We start from the raw sequence: 19,735 nt of genomic DNA on the forward strand, positions 1-19,735 counted from the left end.
CCAACGGATCGCTGGCTGCTGCCGTAGGCACCTCACTGTTTCGAGCCTTGACGGGATTTCTGCTCGCGGTGGTCATCGCGACTCCGATTGCCTTGCTGCTGGCGCATCAGCCACTGGCCCGCCAGGGCATCGGGCCGCTGATTTCGGCGATGCAGGTGCTTCCATCTATTGCCTGGGTTCCGGCGGCCATCATTCTCTTCGGGTTGAGCAATGCGACCATCTACACGGTTCTCTTGCTGGGCGCGGTTCCCTCGATTATTAATGGGTTGCTCTCCGGAATCGACCTGATCCCGCGGCAGTACCGGGCGCTGTCCACGGTGCTCGGCGCAAATAAACGCCAGCATATCTGGCATGTCGAACTGCCTGCCGCCTTGCCAGGATATGTTGCCGGGCTCCGGCAAGGGTGGGCTTTCGCCTGGCGGTCATTGATGGCCGCGGAACTCATCGCCGTGGGCGGATCGCTGGCACTCGGAGTGGGCTCGTTGCTGCAACGAGGTCGCGACCTGGCGGACCTCCCCTTGGTGATGTTGGTCATATTGGTGATCTTGCTCGTCGGCGTACTCATCGAACTTTTATGCTTTGCCCCCTTGGAGCGCAAGCTCTTGCGCGACCGGGGAATGAATCGAACTGGAGGAAATAATGGCTAAGGGAAAAATAACCCTGATTGGTGGCGGCCCGGGGGATCCCGAGCTGATCACCGTGGCCGGATATAAGGCCCTTTTGGCAGCGGATGTGGTGCTCGCCGATCGGCTTGGTCCCACCGCACTGTTGGCGGACCTTGCCGAGGACGTCCAAGTTATTGATGTCGGGAAAGCCCCTGGTTGCCACGTCAAAACCCAGGATGAAATCAACGAGCTACTAGTCAAGTACGCTTCCGAAGGGCTTGACGTGGTTCGCTTGAAGGGCGGCGACCCGTTTGTTCTGGGCCGCGGAGGTGAAGAAATGCTATTCGCCGCGGAGCATGGAATTTCGACTCGTGTCATTCCGGGAATCACCAGTTCCATTTCGGTGCCTGCCGCGGCGGGAATTCCGGTGACGCATCGGGGCGTGGCTGCCGGGTTCACGGTGATCAGCGGCCATGACGATCTCACCGACGTCCCGCTGCGCGCCGATCACACGCTAGTAGTGCTGATGGGGGTGTCTAATCTGCCACAAATCGTTGAGACTTTGCTTACCCGTGGCTTAGCGTCAAGTACGCCAATTGGGATAGTTGAGCGAGGTTACTCACAGACGCAGCGGACAACTATCGGTACGCTAGAAGAGATTGTAGTGCGCGCCCGCAAGGCCGCCGTGGCGAATCCGGCCGTCATCGTGATCGGTGACGTTGTTCGTCTGGCACCTGAAGCTTCAACCCAGTTGGTTGGACTTCAGCCGCTGGACACCGTCGACGCCGCAGCGTCGGCCTCATTCGCTGACTAAGAAAGTAGATGTTGTTTGATGAGTGAAATTCACGTACCTGGACATTTGACCTCCCGCGCCCTGCGCGTTGCCATAGTCGGTGCCGGTCCTGCAGGCATCTACGCAGCAGACCTGCTCAATAAGAGCCAGCCTGTGTCCTCCGGCGAGTTGTCCCTCAAGGTGGACCTCTTCGACGAGCTTCCAACCCCGTTCGGCCTGATTCGCTACGGCGTATCCCCGGACCACCCGCGCATTAAGGGCATCATCACCGCCCTGCACAAGGTGCTGAATAATGACTGGATCAACTTCTACGGAAACGTTGGCCTGGGTCGCGACATCAGCCTGGAAGAACTCCACGAACGCTATGACGCGGTCATCATTTCAACCGGCGCCCAGAAGGACGCAGACCTGAACATCCCAGGTGTTGAACTTGCTGGATCCCATGGTGGCGCGGACTTCGTGTCCTGGTACGACGCACACCCGGATGCCGATAAGAACTGGGACCTGTCGGCCAAGGAAGTTGCCGTGATCGGCAACGGCAACGTCGCGTTGGACGTGGCCCGTATCCTCTCCAAGCACGCGGACCAGCTGCTGGAAACCGAGATCCCGGCACATATTTTCGAACAGCTCAATGACTCGGCAGTCACCGACGTGCACGTCTTCGGTCGCCGTGGCCCGGCACAGGTGAAGTTCACCCCCTTGGAATTGCGCGAACTGTCGCACTCCAAGGACGTTGATATCGTCCTGTACGAAGAGGACTTCGACTTTGACGAAGGTTCGGAAGAAGCGATCCGAACCAGCAACCAGACCAAGACCATGGTGGCCACCCTGACCAACTGGTTGATCGAACAGGAGGAGCGCGAGGAAGCCAGCAGCGCTTCACGCCGCCTGCACCTGCACTTCTTGCAGTCTCCGGTTGAAGTCCTCGGCGAAGATGGCAAGGTCGTCGGCCTGAAGCTTGAGCGCAATGAACTCGACGGAACCGGCAACGTCAAGGGTACCGGCGAATTCGTCGAATACCCGGTCCAGGCCGTTTACCGTGCGGTGGGCTACTTCGGCTCTGCCGTGGATGGCATCGAATACGATGGCAAGCGCGGCGTGCTGCCAAACGTCGAAGGCCGTGTGCTGGACGCTAGCGGCACCCACATCGACGGCTTGTACGCGACCGGCTGGATCAAGCGTGGACCAATTGGCTTGATCGGCCACACCAAGGGCGATGCCCTGGAGACCATCAACCACCTGTTGTCGGACCTGGGCAGCCTTCCGGTCCCAACCTCCGATCAGAGTGCAGCCGAACTCCTGGAATCCCGTGGCGTGGACTACGCAGACTGGGAGGGCTGGATGAACCTGGACGAACAGGAAAAGGCTCTGGGCGCTGCCGCAGGCACCCTCGAAACTCGCTTCGGTGAAATCACCCGCGACCGCATCAAGGTCGTCGAGCGCAACGACATGCTGGAGTTTGCTCGAGCAAAAAAATTAGCTAAGAGCCTGTAATAACCAGACAGGTTCAGGAATAACTGGCACTCGATGATCTTTTGATCATCGAGTGCCATTTTCCTTTAACCAGTGGTGACCTTCGCTGCGCAGATTCCGGAAGGGTTGGGAGAAGTGCTTTCCAGACTTCGTGGTGGTTATTGAGGCATTTGGCACGACTCAGGGGAGGGACAATTGTCCCTCCCCTGAGCTCCAGTCCTTGCACAGACTTCCTTTAGGCTGCGGTCTTTTCGACCGGCTCAACCCTGGCGCCTGCCGGAACGCTGCGGCGAAGCATGACGAACAGCAAGATCATTCCTGCGGTCAGGGCCATGTGTCCAAGCCCGGCGATGCCGGAGATCATCTTGGATGATTCAAGGCCCAGCACGGTGAGCATGCCGTGGGTGACCTGCATTCCTGCGGTCAGGATTACTCCGGCGTTGTAGGTGCCAAGGAACCAGGCATACAGCTTGCGGTGGGCACTGAGGTTGAAGGCCTTCTCCAACAGCAGGACCAGCAAGGTGACGATGAATCCAAGGACCAGCAAGTGGGTGTGAACCACCGACAGCTGCGTCCAGCCGCCTTCGGGGAATTCATTGATCTTGGTGAATTCGCGGTAGAAGAGTCCGGAAGCAACGCCTACGAGCATGTAGGCAAAGGCAATGTTGATGAGCTTACGCATGAGTTTCACTTTCAATGAGTTCGACATTCGAAGAATTTTCGGGGGTAATGCTGGTGCCGCGGTATCCGAAGACCGGCGACTTGGCGCGGCCCAGCAAGATGAACAGCGCCGGCAGGAGCAAGGTTCGCACCACGAAGGTGTCCAACAGAACCCCGAGGCCAACGATGAGGCCAAGCTGGCCAAGAACCATCAGCGGCAGACTGGACAGCGCGGCGAAAACGCCGGCCAAGACCACGCCGGCACTGGTGATCACGGCGCCGGTCCGGCTCGTTGCGTTGACGATCGCTTCATCCAGCGGCAGCCGGGCCGCATCTTGCTTGACGCGTTGGGTCAGGAAGATCGTGTAGTCAACACCCAGCGCGACCAGGAAGACGAAGGCCAGCAGCGGTACCTGGACATCCAAGGCGGCCGTGTCGAAGACCATGGAACCGAGCAAGGAACCCAAGCCAACCGCGGCCGCAGCACTGAGCAAGTTAGTCAGCGACAACACCAGCGCCGTGCGGAATTTGCCGGTAACTACCCAGAGCATCGCCAGGCACACAAGCACGATCAGCGGTGCGATGACCGCGAAGTCACGCAGGTGGCTTTGGTGCGCGTCATAGGCTTCGGCAATGGATCCACCGACCAGCGCCTCGGCGCCGGAAACCTGATTCAATGCGTTGCGCAGCGACTGGACCAGTTCAAAGCTCTCGGGAGAGCCGGATTCGCTGTTGCCGATAACCATCACGCGTTCAAGCCCGGAGTCCGGTAGCGCAGGCAGCAGGTTGGCGCGCTCCACGCCTGGCACCTTTCCGGCTACCGCGGCGACCGCTTCTCCGGTACCAGGTTCTGCCAGGATCGTAAGCGGGGAGGTTTCACCGATCGGGAAGTGCTCGGCGAGCCGTTCGGTGGCGGAAGAGGATTCGGTGGCGCTCCGGAACTGCTCGGTCTGGCGTAGCCCCACGTTGGTTGCCCCGAGCGCGGAAGCGAGGACCACCAAGATGAGGACCAGCGCCGACAGGTTCACTACCGGACGCTTGATGACCGCGGCGGCGGCCTTGCCCCATAGGGAGCGCTTTGCCGCAGCTTGATCCGGTCGGGGGATCAAAGGCCAGAACACCTTGCGGCCGCATAGCGCCAGCAGTGGGGTGAGGACGAACAGGTTGAACGCGGCGGCGATCAGCAGCCCGGCGGCGCAGGCAATTCCCAATCCGCGCGTGTCGTCCATAACCGCCAGTGCCAACGATGCCAGGGCGAAAACCACGGTCAGGTTCGAGGAGACAATCGCTTCGAAGCTATTGCGCCAAGCGCTCGCGAGCGCGGCACGGTGATCGGCGTGCTGATGCAGTTCATCGCGGTAGCGTGAAATCAGCAGCAGCGCATAGTTGGTGCCGGCGCCGAAGACCAAGACGCTCAGTACACCAGAGTCGAAGTGCAGATTCAATGGCTGGCTAAGTGCGTTGGCGATGAGGCTCGCGCTGCGGTCGGCCAAGGCCACCACGATCAGTGGAATCAGCCAGAGGATCGGGGAGCGGTAGGTCAGGATCAGCAACACCGCAACGATGCCGATGGTTACCGCAAGTAGCGTGAAGTCGGCTCCGGCAAAGGTGGCCGACAGGTCGAGCCCGAACGCTGGCGCGCCGGAGACCTCAATCAAGAATCCCGAATGATTGTGTGCGCTGATCTGTTCACGCAACTCGGTAACGAGCTGCCGGTCGGCGTCGGTTCCCGCGCTGTCCCAGGAAGCCGTGAGCAAGGAGAGCCGGCCGTCTTCGCTGGGCAGTGGCTTGGAGATCTCCACGGGAAGCGCGGTGCTCAGCTTGCCCGAGATTGCTTCAAGGCCCTTGAGGTCGTTGCTGCTGAGCCTGTGCTGATCGCCATGGCCTGCGACGAGCAATGCGGATTCCTTTCCGGAGTCGGGAATCTCTTCCAGAAGCTTTTCGACCTGGGCCGAATCGGAACCGCTGACCAGCGTGCTGGTGCTGCGTTCGGCGGCCGGCGCGGAGCTTAGCAAACCGAAAACTGCGAGGATGACAGCGAGCGCCCCGAGCAACCACAGGCGCGCACCGCGCCTTGAGGTGAGCGAGTTCGCTAGCGAAGTGAGGACTGGATGTTTCATACTTCTAGTCAATGCCAAATATGGGTTTGGCGAATCGTGGAAGCGTTCGAACTGCATGTCAACCGTTCGGTTGATACCGCAGGAGTTTGCTGGTTGCTAAATTAGTCCGTGATTGCGTGCGGCCTGCACCGCTGCGGTGCGGGTAGGGGCCTGAAGCTTGTCGAAAATATGCACCAAATGGGTCTTCACCGTCGCCTCGGAAACGAAGAGCGTACGCGCAATTTCGCGGTTGCTCGAACCGGTGGCCAGATGCTTGAGCACTTCTGTTTCTCTGCTGGTCAAGGTAATTTTTGGTTTGCGCAGACCGGCAACGACGCGTTGAGCCATCTCGGGAGCCAGTACCGTGTATCCGGCAGCCGCTTGGCGTACCGAGTCGATGATGGTTTGCGCGGCGACGTCCTTGAGCAGATACCCCGCGGCTCCGGCTTCGATGCACTGCAGGATCTCGGCATCTTTGTCGAAGGTGGTCAAGATGAGGACCTGTGGCGGATTTGGCAGCGCACGCAAGGCAGCGGTTGTCGCGACGCCGTTCATTCCCTCACCCAGTCGGAGGTCGCACAACACGACGTCCACCGGATTTTTGGTGGCCAAGCCGACCGCTTCTTCTCCACTGCCTGCCTCGCAACGTACGGTAATTTCGTCGTAGTTCGCGAATAGCGCGCGCAGCCCGGTGCGCACGATCGGATGGTCGTCAACCAGCATCAGATTAATCAATTGCCCGCCTCTGGGTTCTTCAATGGGACATAAGCCGACAGTGCGGTACCTTCGCCCAAGGTGCTTTCAATATCTAGCCCGCCACCTAATTCGCGTAGCCGTTGGCGCATGGCGGGCAATCCGAATCCTCCGGATTCGAGGTTCTTGCCGAGGGTAGATTGCCAGTTGCTCAGGTTGAATCCAATGCCATCATCAACGATATCGAGTCTGATGGCGTCTCCCGTGTCGACTAGCGAAACGACGGTTTTAGCGGCTTTCGCATGCCGGCGTACGTTGGCGAGCGCGGACTGAGCGGTGCGCAGCAGCGCCACCTGTATGCCCGGATCCAACACGGGGAGTTCGGCATCTACGCGCAGTTCGCTGGATACCGAGCTGTCCTTTTCGAAATCTACCAGCATGCGTCGCAAGGCCCCGGCCAGGGCTTGCGAATCTAGTTCGCTGGGCGACATCGCGGTAATGATTCTACGCAGGTCGGTGAGTCCTTGACCGGAGAGCGCCTCGATCCGGTCCAGGGCCTGGAAAGCTTGCGGGGCTTGTTGGGAATCCAGGGCCGCCTTGGCATGAAGGCCTATGGAAGACAGCTGCTGGGCTATGGTGTCGTGGATTTCTCGTGCTACGCGGGTGCGTTCGGCTAGGGCGCCGGCCTCATGCTGGGAGCGGGCCAGCTCTTCTTGGAGGTCTGCCATTTCCTGATGGGCGCGCAGCAGTGAGGAGACCAGTTCATTGCGCTCGGCGATGTCGCTTTCCAGTTGCAGGTAACCGCGCGAGATGCCCCAGGCGAAGGTTCCGCCGACTAGCGGGCCGACAATTCCAGAAGCCGTGGTTTCTCCCTGATGGAGGAACGGGGCTACGACCGTCACCACGTAGACCGCAGCGGACCACAGCACAGATAGCCCCAGGGCTAGCTGGTGTCCGATGAGCAGCCAGAGACTGAACGCCAGCCACATGAATTCCGGTGAGGCCACCATGCCTAAAGCCCAGATGGCCAACAAGACCGCCAACCAGTATCCAGGAAGTTTGGTGCTTCCCTTGGATCTCAACACGACAAATCCGAAAAGATACCACAGGCCGAATAGCGTGGCCGCTGCGACGGCTAGCCAGGTGCCGGAGGTTGGACTGGAGATGGCTCGCAGCAGTGCGACGAGCAGGAGCACCGCGGTGATCAGGTGTTGGCCCCAACGCAGTGCGCGCACAGAGAGTGCGCGTTGCTTGGAAATCCTTTCCGAAGACTTCCCCCAGCCCCATGCCGAAGTTACGGTGCCGTCAGCGGTGTCCATGGTAGCCCCACCGTCCCGACAACTTCTGCCTTGCACAAGAATTCATGTCTTTGACTCTATCTAAACGGAGAGCCACGTGGCTCTACGGCACGATTTTGATCTCGCGGACACCAGCGCTCAATTCGGGCTCCACCAGTTCTTTAGTTCCGATTCATGTCGCGTTTGGCAGGGCGTAGTTTCGATCAGGGATCGTGGCAGAAGTCCCGTTGAGAAAATAAGGAGATATCTGAGATGAAACTACGTTCCCTCGCAGCAGGCGCGTTGGCCGCCTGCTTAGCCACAACTGCACTGAGCCCCGCAATGGCAGCGCCCAAGGGTGATCAGGACGAGACCATCTTGATCGGTCACCGTGGCGCCGCTGGGGTGGCCCCGGAAAACACGCTCGCAGCGATAGACGCCGGCAGCCGTTCAGGTGCCCAATTCGTTGAGATCGATATCCAGCTCTCCGCCGACGGGGTCCCGTTCATCTTCCACGACAATACCCCCGCCCGCACCACCAATGTGGCCGAGGTCTTCCCCGGCCGCGAAGATGACCCAATCACCTCCTTCACCTGGGCTGAGCTGCAGCAGCTTGACGCAGGTTCATACTTCTCCGCGGAGTTCACCGGCGAAGGAATCCCTCACTTCGACGCGGTTGCAGATGCGCTGAACGGCGAAACCGGTGTGTTTATCGAGATCAAGTCGCCAGCTAATTCTCCTGGGGTCGAGCAAGTGGTCGCCGACTACCTGGCCACCGATCCGCAGTGGAGCGCATTGGAAGAATCCGGAAAGATCGAGGTGCTCAGCTTCGATGCGACGTCGAACAAGAAGTTCGCAGAAATCGCTCCAGAGGTTCCATTGCAGCAGCTGGTAGGAACCGTTCCAAGCGAATCCGAGTTGGCAGAAATTTCCGCTTTCGCCGATTCCTTCGGAACCAACTACCGCACCCTGGATAAAGCCGGCGCGCAGCGTGTGAAGGATGCGGGCCTGGGCTTGGGCGTGTATACGGTGAACTCTGCCGAAGCCGCGCAGGCTTCGTTGGATCTTGGCGTGGAACGCCTGACCGGTGATTTCCCCCGGGAGATTCAGCGTCATTTGAAGGGGCAGAAAATTTTCCCATCGAATAACGGTGTGGTCATTGGCGATTCGGTCAACGACGTTCCGGGCAATGATCTCCAGGCCGAGACCGGCGAGCATGTGGTGCTGAGCAACACCGGCAAGCGCACCATCGACGTCTCCGGCTACCTCGTTCGAGACGCTGGAAATAACCTGTTGCCGGTTGGTCAGGGGTACGTGCTGGAACCGGGCGACGAGCTGCGCGTGTACACCGGTCCGGGCACCAACGCGGAAGACGCCTACTATAACGGCGGCACCGCCAACGTGCTGAACAACGGCGGCGATTCGCTGGCCCTGTGGACCGCGGACGGAAAGCTGGCCGATACCTTCTCCAACTAGTTCCGGGAATGGCTGTTCCCCGGGCAGAGCATGAGGCATGCTCTGCCCGGGGAACAGCGCCGTTTAGTTGGTGAACACGTTGTCCCAGAGATACTGTTCGCCGACTACCGGAAGTCCATAGTCGCGTGCCTTGCGCGCCTTGCCGGATAGCGAATCCGGGTCGGCCGCCACCAGCATGCTGACTTTCTTTGTTACCGCGGCGTGTGGCTGGTAACCAGCTTGGGTTAGCAGGGATTCTATCTCCGCGCGCGGACGGCTCATATCGCCGGTCAACACAATGAGGCTCCCGGGTTCCAAGCGCTTTTGAACCACACCGGGGCTTTGCGCGGCGGCCTTGGAATCACCGCGGGCGGGAGTAAGCAATGCCTGCTCTAGCGTGGCTTGGCTGACGCCCAATAATTTGGCTACCTGTTGCAGATCCGAGCGTTCGGCACCGGTGAGTACCCCGTCATGCCACGCCGCGGTCACCAATGAATCGAAGTAATTCAGGTGAAGTTCCACCGCCCGAGCCCGATCGATCCCCAAGGAGCCTGCCAGGTCAACAAGTTGCGCTTGCTCATGGGCCGAGAGGTAGCGGTCGATCAACGCTTGATCCAGCACGGCAAGATAGTCGTCGAATTGCTCCGCGCCGGTCATTTCGGGCAGGCGCTGGACCAAGCGCTCTAAAAACTGCTCCGCCGAGGCGCTATCGCCGACGCTTCGTTTTGCCGGGGCGAGCAGAACTTCCGGGGCCTTCCTCCGCCATCGTGTGCTGGCGGCTTGCTCCAAGCGCTGGTCCCAGTCGGGCAGCGTTGGCTCTAGCTCCAGGTACCGTGAGAGCAATACCGCCGTTGCTTCGGCATCACCCGCGGCGCTGTGCGCCTGCTGCAAGGTAATGCCAAAGGAGTCGCAGCAGTCTTGCAGGGATCGTCCGGCTCCTTGCAGGAACTGGTGGGACATGCGCATGGTGCACAGTCCCCGGGGCAAGTAGAAGTCTGGAAGCGAGCGCCCTGCTCGGGCAAACTCTGCTTCGAGGAATCGCGCGTCGAAGGATAGGTTGTGGGCGACCGCCACGGTGCCAGAAAGCCGCCACTCCAACTCGTCTGCAATCTGCTCAAAGCTGGGAGCCTGCAGCACGTCGCGGGCCTGAATTCCATGGATGCTTTGCTTGCCAAGGTCCCGTCCGGGATTGACCAGTGTTTCCCAACGGTCAACGATCTGTCCTTGGCGATCCATGGTCAGCACAGCAATCTCGGCGATTCGATCGTGCGCACCGGGAAATAGCCCGGTGGTTTCGGTGTCTATTACCGCGAAAAGCCCGTGATCCATTTCCCGCCCCCATATTTTGTCTCCTGAATCCAAACTAGCCGGAGACATGGCGGCAATACTAGTGCAGGCTGTCCCGGCCAGCCACCGGCTCGCTAGCCCGGCTGGTCGGTGAGGATCACCAATTGGGCGGTGGCACGGGTCATCGCAATGTACCTGTGCACTGCTCCAGAAATTCCCGGGCCGAAATTCTCCGGGCGGTTGAGGACCACCAGGTCGAATTCAAGTCCCTTGGCTTGTTCTGGGTTCAACGCGCGGATCCGGTCCGTGTCGTTAAAGCCCGGGTCGCCAATGACTACGCCGACCCCGAGCGGGTGATTCTGCTGCCACCGCCGCACAAGGTCCTGTTGCTGATCAGGTCTGGCGTAAATGACCGCCGCACCATCGGTTCGGATCGAGGTGGGCACGTTTGCATCTGGCAGTTGCTCACGAATCACCGATTCGGCTGCGTCCATGATCTGTTCGGTGGTGCGGTAGTTCACGCTTAACGAGGCAACACGGCAACGGGAAATGCCCGCTTGCGCCAGACGCTGTTCCCATGTTTCGGTGAACCCGCCAGCGGCTTGGGCTCGGTCGCCGACGATCGTCAGGCTCCCTGATGGGCAGCGCCGCCGCACCATGGCCCACTGCGCTTCGGTGAGATCCTGCGCCTCGTCGATGATGATATGTGCGAACGGCCCAGCCAAGGCGTCCGGGGACGGTTCTGCTTCGGTGCGCTGGCGAATCAAGGTCTCTTGAAGGTCCGCATGGCGCAGCTGGGATGAGAGATCTTCCATATCGTCTGCGGCAGAAATTAAATCATCGATAACCTGGCCCATCAGGTCCCGTTCGGAGGCCAGCCGGGCCTCGTGTCGACGCGCCGCTGCCTCAAGGTCCGGATCGCCCACCAGGAAACGCGCGGCATCTAGTAACGGCCCGTCTTCGACGGTGAACAGGCTCGGATCCTTGCGGAGCAAGAGTTCGGATTGCTCATCGGTGAGCCACGGTGCGCTGTAGCGCAGCAGCGCCGGGATGGAGTACAGCGCGCTCAGCAGTTTTGCCGGATCCAATAGCGGCCAGTGCGCTTCGAAGGCTTGTGCCAACTGGACGTTCTGGGCCAGTTCCCTCCGGACTTGCTCCTCGGGTGCGCAGCCTTCGGGAAGCTGTTCGAGCAGGATTTCTTCGAGCGCCTCTCGAATCTGCAGCCGGGACTCGTTGTGGTTGTTGCCCGGCTCGACCGCCGCGAAGGCATTCTCCCAGTGCTGCACCGTCAACCGCAGATCGGCCCACCGGGTCTCGACGAGCAGATCTTGGGCTGGTGGCTGTTCGAATACGCTCACCGCCCGGCGCAGGGATGACAGCATGGTTCCCGAGTTCTTCAGCGTCGCTACCTCGCTGGAGGGTTCGGTTTGCGCCGCGCGAATTTCGGGAACCATTGCCTGCAAGGTGGAGACGAGCACGTCTTCCTCGCCGAGGTTTGGCAGAATATCTGCGACGTAGGCGGTGTAGGCATTGTGCGGGCCGAGTACGAGCACGCGACCGCCACGGCCTTGCAGCTGCGCGTCGGCATGCAATAGGTAGGCGGCGCGGTGCAGCGCAACGACAGTTTTCCCGGTTCCGGGGCCGCCGTCCACCACTAGCGCTCCATTGGCGGAGGCGCGGATGATGGCGTCCTGATCTGCCTGGATGGTTGAGAGCACATCCTGCATTTTTCCAATCCGGTTGGCACCGAGGGAGGCCAGGAATGCGGAATGTTCGTCCAAGGAGGGGCTCGCGGTGAGCTGCGCCAGGTCGAAGACCTCATCCCAGAAGTCGACAATGGCCCCTTGCCGCCAACGATAGCGCCGCCGGCTGGAGAGATTCATCGGATGAGCGTGCGTGGCGGCGAAGAATGGTTCGGCGGCCGGTGCCCGCCAGTCCACCAGCAATTGCGCGGAGTTTTCATCGGAGAGTCCGATTCTGCCCACGTAAGTGCGCCGTCCGGTGCTTGCCTCAACCATGAACCCCAAGCATGCCTCCGGTCCCAAGCGTTCGAGCGTGTGCAGCCTCCGGGCCAGCTGGTGCAAGTCAACATCTCGTTCGAGCGACTGCTGCAGGTTTCCGGCGCTGTCTTGACCGCGCGAGGCGATGCGCCGAGCCGCTTCCTGACGCTGCGCGTCCAGGCGCTGAGCGATGCGGCGAAGTTGATGCTGATCTTCGAAAATTTGCTCGATTATTTGCTGGTTCTCCGTATGCTCGGATAGGAGGAAATAGCCGTGAATCGGATCGGTGCGCATATTTCTTGCTCCCGTCTTTTGCTGCGAACGCGGTGGGGGACAAATACCTATTGTGAGCCTTGCAGGGGGCCTTGCGGCAAGGCCCCCTGCAAGCTATATTCTGAAAATGTAGGGACAATTGATTTTCCCTATTCACCGGGCATTGCGGCCCTGGCTCAACCTGATTTCGGCGCGGCGCCTTTTGTTTCACCGAACTGCCAGCTCGCCTTGCTCGCGAAGTTGGGGAAGCCGTATTTTGGGTCTTTGACCTATTGCTTGTTTCGCTAGTTCTTGAGGTTTATCGCAAAGTTTGATTAACTGGCAGTCATATCCAGATGCTAGGGACGGAAGCGGCCGATGACTCAAGTGCTGAACATTCGACGAAGCGCGGCGGGTACTTCCCTGATCATGTTCATTGCCGGGCAAGCAGGAACTCTGAGTTGGTCTTGGGCGATTGGCCTAGCCGGCGTCTTGGCGGTCATCGGCGTTCTGCGTCTGGCGGTTGAGCGCAAGGCGGGGCCGGATTTGCGGGGTATCGCGATGAAGCCGCGTCTGCTCATTTGCCTGGTGCTCATGACGCTCGCTGCGGCATTGCTTTCCGGGCTGGAGCCCTTGGTGCGGTTGCTGCTTGGCGCCGGTGCGGCAGTATTGCTCTACCGCATTGCGCTGCGCGATGGCGAAAAGCAGATCCAGCGGTACGTTGAAGACGTTGAGAGTGATCCAGCTTTCATCGCCGTGAATTGAGTTTTCAGCGCCTGCAAGACGCGCTAGACTGGAAGGCATACGACGTTGATCCGGATATCGCCGGGGAGTCCTTGGAAGAACCGTCGGGATGGCTCTGTTGCTCCCGAATTAGTAGAACCAAGCGGGACCAGCCCGTCATAGCTGATGAGAAGCGGTTCGCCACTTGTGTGCGCAAGCATCACGGTGGCGGATAAGCGGGGTGGTACCGCGGCCAAGTGCCGTCCTCGTAGGCAAGATTTTTCGACCCTACGCTTGAAGGATGGCCATTTCGATGAGCTTCTACCCAAAGGTCACCACCGACCCGACCGGTTCAACCCCGGCTTCACCGCGTTTCCCAGAAATTGAGAAGCGCGTACTCGAATACTGGAAGAACGATGACACCTTCCAGGCCTCCATCGACCAGCGAGAGGGCGAAGAGTTCGTCTTCTACGACGGTCCGCCCTTCGCCAACGGCCTGCCGCACTACGGCCACCTGCTCACCGGCTACGTCAAGGACTTGGTAGCCCGCTACCAGACCCAGCGCGGCAAGCGCGTCGAACGCCGCTTCGGCTGGGATACCCACGGCCTGCCGGCCGAGCTGGAAGCCATGAAGCAGCTGGGCATGACCGACAAGCAGCAGATCGAATCCATGGGCATCGACAAGTTCAATGACGCCTGCCGTACCTCGGTGATGAAGTATGCCGACGAATGGCAGAACTACGTCACCCGCCAGGCGCGCTGGGTCGACTTCGAAAACGACTACAAGACGCTGAACGTCGAGTACATGGAATCGGTCATCTGGGCCTTCAAGCAGCTCAGCGACAAGGGGCTGACCTACCAGGGCTTCCGCGTCCTGCCGTACTGCTGGAAGGACGAGACCCCGCTGTCCAACCATGAGCTGCGCATGGATGACGACGTCTACAAGAACCGCCAGGACCAGACCGTCACCGTGGGCTTCACCGTTCTTGCCGGTGAAACCGAGGCATCCCAGGCGCTGGCCGGCGTGCAGGCCCTGGCCTGGACGACTACCCCGTGGACCCTGCCAACCAACGCGGCGCTGGCGGTCCACCCAAGCATCGAGTACGTGGTGGTTCCGGCAGGCGAGGCCGGAGTGAAGGCCTCCGCGGCAGCCGGGCCGTTCCTGCTGGCCCGCGACCTGCTCGGCTCCTACGCCAAGGAGCTTGGCTACAAGGATGTGAAGGAAGCGGCCGCCGCCATCACCGCCAGCTACCAGGGCTCCGAGCTTGCAGGCGTGCGCTACGCGCCACTGTGGGACACCTTCGCCGACGTGGAGAAGTACGAAACGCAGAACGCCTGGCAGATCGTCACCGCGGACTACGTCACCGTCGCCGACGGTACCGGCATCGTGCACCAGGCCCCGGCCTACGGCGAAGATGACCAGAAGGTCTGCGAAGAGCACGGCATCCCGGTGATCCTCTCGGTGGATGAGGGAGCGAAGTTCCTGCCGCTGTTCGCCGGCGGACCGCTGAACGACATCGCGGGCGTGCAGGTCTTCGAGGCCAACAAGACCATCACCAATGTGCTCAAGGAAGACGGCAAGCTAGTCAAGCAGGCCTCCTACGAGCACTCCTACCCGCACTGCTGGCGTTGCCGCACCCCGCTGATCTACCGTGCCGTCTCCTCGTGGTACGTGGAAGTCACCAAGATCAAGGACCGCATGGTCGAGCTCAACGAGCAGATCAACTGGATCCCGGGCAATGTCAAGCACGGCCAGTTCGGCAAGTGGCTGGAAAACGCCCGCGACTGGTCCATCTCGCGCAACCGCTACTGGGGTTCGCCGATCCCGGTCTGGGAATGCTCGGGAGCCGAATGCACGCACCGCGAGGTCTTCGGTTCGCTGGAAGAAATCAAGAACTTCTTCGGCCGCCTGCCGCTGAACCACGAGGGCCAGCCGGATCTGCACCGCCCATTCATCGACGAGCTGACCCGCGCCCACGAAGGCTGCGCCGAGTCCGGCACCCTCACCCGCGTCGAAGACGTGCTGGATGTCTGGTTCGACTCCGGGTCGATGCCTTACGCCCAGGCGCACTACCCCTTCGAAAACAGCGAATGGTTTGATTCCGGGCACCACCCGGCGGACTTCATCGTGGAGTACATCGGGCAGACCCGCGGCTGGTTCTACACCATGCACGTGCTGTCCACCGCGCTCTTCGACCGCCCCGCCTACACGAACGTGATCTCCCATGGCATCGTGCTCGGCTCGGACGGGCAGAAGATGAGCAAGTCGCTGCAGAACTACCCGAACGTCACCGAGGTCCTGGACCGCGACGGCGCCGACGCCATGCGCTGGTTCCTGATGTCCTCCCCGATCCTGCGCGGCGGCAACCTGGTTGTCACCGAACAGGGAATCCGCGACGGCGTGCGCCAGGTGCTGCTGCCCTTGTGGAACGTGTGGCACTTCTTCAACCTGTACACCAACTCCGCGAATAACGGGGCCGGCTACGAGGCGAAGCGCTCGCACAGCTCCACCGATCCGCTGGACCAGTACATGCTGGCCGCCACCGGGGCACTGGTCCGCGAAGTCACCGAGGCGCTGGACGGCTACGAGGTCTCGGAAGCCACCGAAGCGGTACGCCACTACATGGACACGCTGACCAACTGGTATGTGCGCCGGTCCCGCCAGCGTTTCTTCGAAGAAGACACCCAGGCCTTCGACACCCTGTACACGGCGCTCGAAACCCTGGTGAAGGTCGCCGCTTCGCTGCTGCCGCTGGCCAGCGAGGAGATCTACCGCGGGCTGACCGGGAAACGCTCGGTGCACCTGACCGATTGGCCAGAGGCCGCGGATTTCCCGGCAGATGCCCAATTGCTCGAAACCATGGAAACCACCCGCAAGATCTGCTCGGTGGGCTCCTCGCTGCGCAAGGCGAAGAACCTGCGCGTGCGCCTGCCGCTGGCGGAGTTGAAGGTGGTGCTCACCGACGCTGCCCGACTGGAAGGCACCTACGCTTCGATCATCAAGGACGAGCTGAACCTGAAGAGCGTCACGCTGATCGACGCCGAAGGCGTGGACACCGCCAGCTACGGCATCAGCCAGCAGCTGGTGGTCAACGCCCGCGCCGCCGGCCCGCGCCTGGGCAAGTCCGTGCAGCAGGCCATCAAGGGGGCCAAGTCCGGCGACTGGTCGGTGACCGACGGTGTGGTCACCGCCGGCGGCCTGGAGCTGGCCGAGGGCGAATACGCCCTGGACACCGTGGTGGATGAGGCAGCCGAAATCGCCGCCGCGGTCATCGACGGAGGCTTCCTGGTGCTCGATACCGAGGTCACCACCGAGCTGGCCGCCGAGGGCACCGCCCGCGATATGATCCGTGCGATCCAGTCCGCCCGCAAGGAAGCGGATCTGCAGGTCTCGGACCGTATCCGCACGGTCATCACCGCCTCCGCCGAGGTGGTGGCGGCGCTGGAATTGAACCGCGAACTGGTGAGCAGCGAAACCTTAACCGCCCAGCTGGACCTAGTTGCCAACGGGGCGCTAACCGAAGCGAAGATCGAAGTGGAGCCCACCGTATGAGCGATCTAGAACGCGTTTACGCGCAGCTACTGGCGCGCGCGCCGGAAAATAAGATTGAACCGCGCATGGAACCGATGTTCCGCGCCATGGAGATCCTCGGCGAACCGCAGAAGTCCTCCCCGGTCATCCACATCACCGGGACCAACGGGAAGACCTCCACCGCGCGGATGATCGAGTCCCTGCTGCAGGCCCACGATATCCGCACCGGCCGCTACTCCTCGCCGCACCTGGTGAAGGTCACCGAGCGGATCAGCATCGATGGGGAACCCGTTGCCGATGAGACTTTCGTCCGCGTCTGGGATGAGATTTCACCGTTCCTGGAACTGGTGGATGCCGAGTTGTCCGAGCGCGGCGAAAACCGGTTGACCTACTTCGAAGCGGTGACCATCCTGGCCTTCGCGATCTTCGCCGAGGTTCCGGTGGAAGTGGTGGTGCTGGAGGTGGGCCTCGGCGGAATCACCGACGCGACCAACGTGGCCGATGCCGAAGTCTCGGTGATCACCCCGATTTCCTTGGACCACACCGACCTGCTGGGGGATACCCCGGGGCTGATTGCCGAAGAGAAGATCGGGATCCTCAAGCCCGGCGGCTACCTGGTCTCCGCGGTCCAGCCGGTGGACGCGGCAGATGTGCTGCTCGCCAAGGTACGCGAGCTTGAAGTTCCCGTGGCTTTCGAATCGCTGGATTTCAAGCTCATCGAGCGCACCATGGGCGTTGGCGGCCAGGTATTGGCCATCGAGGGGCAGGCGGCTCGCTACGACGAGATTTACCTGCCGCTGTACGGCGCGCACCAGGCGCAGAACGCCGTCGTGGCGCTGGCAGCGGTCGAGGCCTTCCTCGGCGGCGGAGAACGTGAACTGAATATTGAGCTGGTCCGCAACGGATTCGCCGCAACTACCAGCCCGGGCCGTCTGGAACTGGTGCGCAGCGCGCCCAGCGTCCTGGTCGATGCGGGGCACAACACGGACGGCCTCAAAGCCAGCGCCGAAGCCATCAAGGAATCCTTCGGGTTCTCCCGCCTGGTGCTCATGGTGGGGATCTTGCGCGAGAAGGACGCCGAAGCGATGCTCTACACCTTGCGTGAAGAGTACGGCGATCTGGTTGATGACCTATGCCTGACCCAGTCTTCCTCGCCGCGGGCCATTCCCGCGGGGGAACTGGCCACCCTGGCGGTTGATGCCGGCTGGCCCGAAGAAGACCTGCATGTCACCGAGAATCTTGAAGACGCCGTCGAATGGTGCGTGGGCCGTGCCGAGGCCGGGGATGACCTGGCCGGCGGCGTCCTGGTGACCGGTTCGATTACACTGGTGGGCGAAATCTCACTACTGCTCAAGGGAGGGCAGAACTCCTAATGGCCAAGCTAACTAGGGCGCAACGCGAATGGCGCCCGGGGATGAAGAAGAAGCAACGCTCCACCAAGGTGATGTTCGCTTCGACCGTATTGACCTGCGAGGCGTTTCTGGCAATCTTCGTCACCTTGGCCGCCTTCGGGCTCAAGCGTGCCGAACCTGCGCTGGTGCTCAGCCTCGGCGCGGCCGTGGCGGTACTATGCATCATCACCTGCGCATTGCTCCGCAAACCGGCGGGATACCTGATCGGCTGGATCCTGCAGGTGGTCTTCTTCCTGTGCGGGTTCATCTTGGTGGACATGTTCTACCTGTCGGTCTTCTTCGGACTGTGCTGGTGGTACGCGCTGAAGAAGGGTGGGGAAATCGACTTGGAGAATAAGCGTCGTGCGGCCGCCCAGCAAGAGTGGGACCGTGCCCATCCGAACGTAGAATCTTAAGCAGACCAAAAGTATCTAAGAACGAAGAGGTAGAAACATGACCGAACGTACTCTCATTCTCGTCAAGCCAGACGGTGTGAAGCGCGGCCTGACCGGCCAGATCCTTGCTCGCGTCGAAGCGAAGGGCTACGGCATCGCCGAGCTGAAGCAGCTGAACGCTTCGCGCGAGGTGCTCGCCGAACACTATGCCGAGCACGAAGGCAAGCCATTCTACGAGCCGCTGGTTGAGTTCATGCTCTCGGGCCCGATCGTCGCCATCGTTGCCGAAGGCCACGGCGTTATCCCAGGTTTCCGTTCGTTGGCGGGAACCACCGATCCAACTACCGCCGCACCGGGCACCATCCGCGGTGACTTCGGTCGCGATTGGGGCCTGAAGGTTCAGCAGAACCTGGTTCACGGTTCGGACTCCGTTGAGTCGGCGGAACGTGAGATCGGCATCTGGTTCGGTAAGTAGACCGGTCAAGTTCCTCTCGCCCGAGAGGCGAAAATCCCCGTCGAGGTCCACTAGTTCAGTGGATCCCCACGGGGATTTTTTAGTTCCGGAAACCTTGGACAGCAAGTCGGCCGAGCAGCCTGAGGGCGCGAGGGGTTGCCGGCGCGGAGCATGGCGGACGTGGAGCCTATCCGCTGGATCCGGCGGGATGCTATGTGTAGCTGATCAATAAGCCGCATCTCGGGGCAGCTGGCCCGAGTGCGTGGCAGGGCCCTAGAACCAGTCGTCGAGGGAGTTGTGGGCATGCGGCAGCAGGGCCGCGCTGGGGGCGGGTGAAGAACCCCACAAGGTATCTGTTGCAGGACGCGGCGAAGACTGGCGGATCGAATCATAATCATCTTTGGAGATCATGACGACAGATTCTCTCGGGGACCTGGAAACTGAGACGACAGCATGCTCAGAGACTACGTTGTCGACAAGACTCGAGAAATTCTTTAGTGCTTCCTCATAGCTGAAGTTCAGCATGAGTACCTCCCAAATATCGCGGTGAGCGCCTGACGGCACTTCGAGTTTGAGTAGAAGTGTGTCCCGTACTAGCGCTTCGTGCTCCCTGCTGATCGAGCGACGGGGCAGTGGCAAGAATTCT

Annotated in this window: 16 protein-coding genes; 9 read left to right on the forward strand and 7 right to left on the reverse strand. The window is 61.0% G+C overall.

Annotation, left to right across the window (positions count from 1 at the left end):
* The 3 genes from ACT3UQ_RS01120 to ACT3UQ_RS01130 all read left to right on the forward strand — a co-directional run.
* On the forward strand, positions 1-647 hold a 647-nt coding region (locus tag ACT3UQ_RS01120), incomplete at its 5' end, for an ABC transporter permease (protein ID WP_444636364.1).
* The gene (gene cobA, locus ACT3UQ_RS01125; protein WP_105649511.1) at positions 640-1,419 is read left to right on the forward strand and encodes a uroporphyrinogen-III C-methyltransferase; all 780 of its coding nucleotides are present in this window, start codon (positions 640-642) and stop codon (positions 1,417-1,419) included. The genes ACT3UQ_RS01120 and cobA, both read left to right, overlap by 8 nt.
* A gap of 18 nt (positions 1,420-1,437) precedes the next feature.
* The gene (locus tag ACT3UQ_RS01130; protein WP_105649510.1) at positions 1,438-2,892 is read left to right on the forward strand and encodes an FAD-dependent oxidoreductase; all 1,455 of its coding nucleotides are present in this window, start codon (positions 1,438-1,440) and stop codon (positions 2,890-2,892) included.
* Between the two features lie 214 nt (positions 2,893-3,106).
* Here the strand turns inward: ACT3UQ_RS01130 and ACT3UQ_RS01135 are convergent, their stop codons facing one another.
* From ACT3UQ_RS01135 to ACT3UQ_RS01150, 4 genes are all read right to left on the reverse strand, one after another.
* On the reverse strand, positions 3,107-3,553 hold the full coding sequence (locus tag ACT3UQ_RS01135; protein ID WP_444636365.1) for a DUF2871 domain-containing protein: 447 nt from the start codon (positions 3,551-3,553) through the stop codon (positions 3,107-3,109).
* Positions 3,546-5,651: an MMPL family transporter gene (locus tag ACT3UQ_RS01140; RefSeq protein WP_444636366.1), complete on the reverse strand. Its 2,106-nt coding sequence runs from the start codon at positions 5,649-5,651 to the stop codon at positions 3,546-3,548. Before ACT3UQ_RS01140 ends, ACT3UQ_RS01135 begins: the two co-directional genes overlap by 8 nt.
* A 96-nt stretch (positions 5,652-5,747) precedes the next feature.
* Positions 5,748-6,365 carry a response regulator gene (locus ACT3UQ_RS01145; RefSeq protein WP_219843894.1) on the reverse strand — a complete coding sequence of 206 codons (618 nt, stop codon included), beginning with the start codon at positions 6,363-6,365 and terminating at the stop codon, positions 5,748-5,750.
* Positions 6,362-7,642 (reverse strand): sensor histidine kinase, encoded by a 1,281-nt coding sequence (locus ACT3UQ_RS01150; protein ID WP_105649506.1) that lies wholly within the window; start codon positions 7,640-7,642, stop codon positions 6,362-6,364. Before ACT3UQ_RS01150 ends, ACT3UQ_RS01145 begins: the two co-directional genes overlap by 4 nt.
* 231 nt (positions 7,643-7,873) lie before the next feature.
* Here ACT3UQ_RS01150 and ACT3UQ_RS01155 point away from each other — a divergent pair, with 231 nt between their 5' ends.
* On the forward strand, positions 7,874-9,076 hold the full coding sequence (locus ACT3UQ_RS01155) for a glycerophosphodiester phosphodiesterase family protein (RefSeq protein WP_105649505.1): 1,203 nt from the start codon (positions 7,874-7,876) through the stop codon (positions 9,074-9,076).
* 63 nt (positions 9,077-9,139) lie between these two features.
* Here the strand turns inward: ACT3UQ_RS01155 and ACT3UQ_RS01160 are convergent, their stop codons facing one another.
* Both ACT3UQ_RS01160 and helR read right to left on the reverse strand, forming a co-directional pair.
* The gene (locus tag ACT3UQ_RS01160; RefSeq protein ID WP_105649504.1) at positions 9,140-10,384 is read right to left on the reverse strand and encodes an exonuclease domain-containing protein; all 1,245 of its coding nucleotides are present in this window, start codon (positions 10,382-10,384) and stop codon (positions 9,140-9,142) included.
* A gap of 92 nt (positions 10,385-10,476) precedes the next feature.
* The gene (gene helR / locus ACT3UQ_RS01165) at positions 10,477-12,636 is read right to left on the reverse strand and encodes an RNA polymerase recycling motor ATPase HelR (RefSeq protein ID WP_181150354.1); all 2,160 of its coding nucleotides are present in this window, start codon (positions 12,634-12,636) and stop codon (positions 10,477-10,479) included.
* A gap of 336 nt (positions 12,637-12,972) precedes the next feature.
* Here helR and ACT3UQ_RS01170 point away from each other — a divergent pair, with 336 nt between their 5' ends.
* The 5 genes from ACT3UQ_RS01170 to ndk all read left to right on the forward strand — a co-directional run bounded on the left by ACT3UQ_RS01170 (position 12,973) and on the right by ndk (position 19,110).
* A complete protein-coding gene (locus ACT3UQ_RS01170; RefSeq protein WP_105649501.1) occupies positions 12,973-13,359 on the forward strand; it encodes a hypothetical protein in 387 nt (128 codons plus the stop codon).
* 271 nt (positions 13,360-13,630) lie between these two features.
* Positions 13,631-16,870: an isoleucine--tRNA ligase gene (gene ileS, locus ACT3UQ_RS01175; RefSeq protein ID WP_444636369.1), complete on the forward strand. Its 3,240-nt coding sequence runs from the start codon at positions 13,631-13,633 to the stop codon at positions 16,868-16,870.
* Positions 16,867-18,222: a bifunctional folylpolyglutamate synthase/dihydrofolate synthase gene (locus tag ACT3UQ_RS01180; RefSeq protein WP_105552250.1), complete on the forward strand. Its 1,356-nt coding sequence runs from the start codon at positions 16,867-16,869 to the stop codon at positions 18,220-18,222. The genes ileS and ACT3UQ_RS01180 overlap by 4 nt, the downstream gene beginning before the upstream one ends.
* Positions 18,222-18,656: a DUF4233 domain-containing protein gene (locus ACT3UQ_RS01185; RefSeq protein ID WP_444636370.1), complete on the forward strand. Its 435-nt coding sequence runs from the start codon at positions 18,222-18,224 to the stop codon at positions 18,654-18,656. The genes ACT3UQ_RS01180 and ACT3UQ_RS01185 overlap by 1 nt, the downstream gene beginning before the upstream one ends.
* A gap of 37 nt (positions 18,657-18,693) precedes the next feature.
* The gene (gene ndk / locus ACT3UQ_RS01190) at positions 18,694-19,110 is read left to right on the forward strand and encodes a nucleoside-diphosphate kinase (protein WP_105552248.1); all 417 of its coding nucleotides are present in this window, start codon (positions 18,694-18,696) and stop codon (positions 19,108-19,110) included.
* A 252-nt stretch (positions 19,111-19,362) separates the two neighbouring features.
* On the opposite strand, the gene ACT3UQ_RS01195 is transcribed toward ndk, so the two are convergent.
* Positions 19,363-19,614 (reverse strand): type II toxin-antitoxin system Phd/YefM family antitoxin, encoded by a 252-nt coding sequence (locus ACT3UQ_RS01195; protein ID WP_146112407.1) that lies wholly within the window; start codon positions 19,612-19,614, stop codon positions 19,363-19,365.
* Between the last annotated feature and the right edge of the window lie 121 nt (positions 19,615-19,735).

Origin of the sequence: Glutamicibacter sp. AOP12-B1-11, from assembly GCF_052379245.1 — a bacterium.
Classification (GTDB): domain Bacteria; phylum Actinomycetota; class Actinomycetes; order Actinomycetales; family Micrococcaceae; genus Glutamicibacter.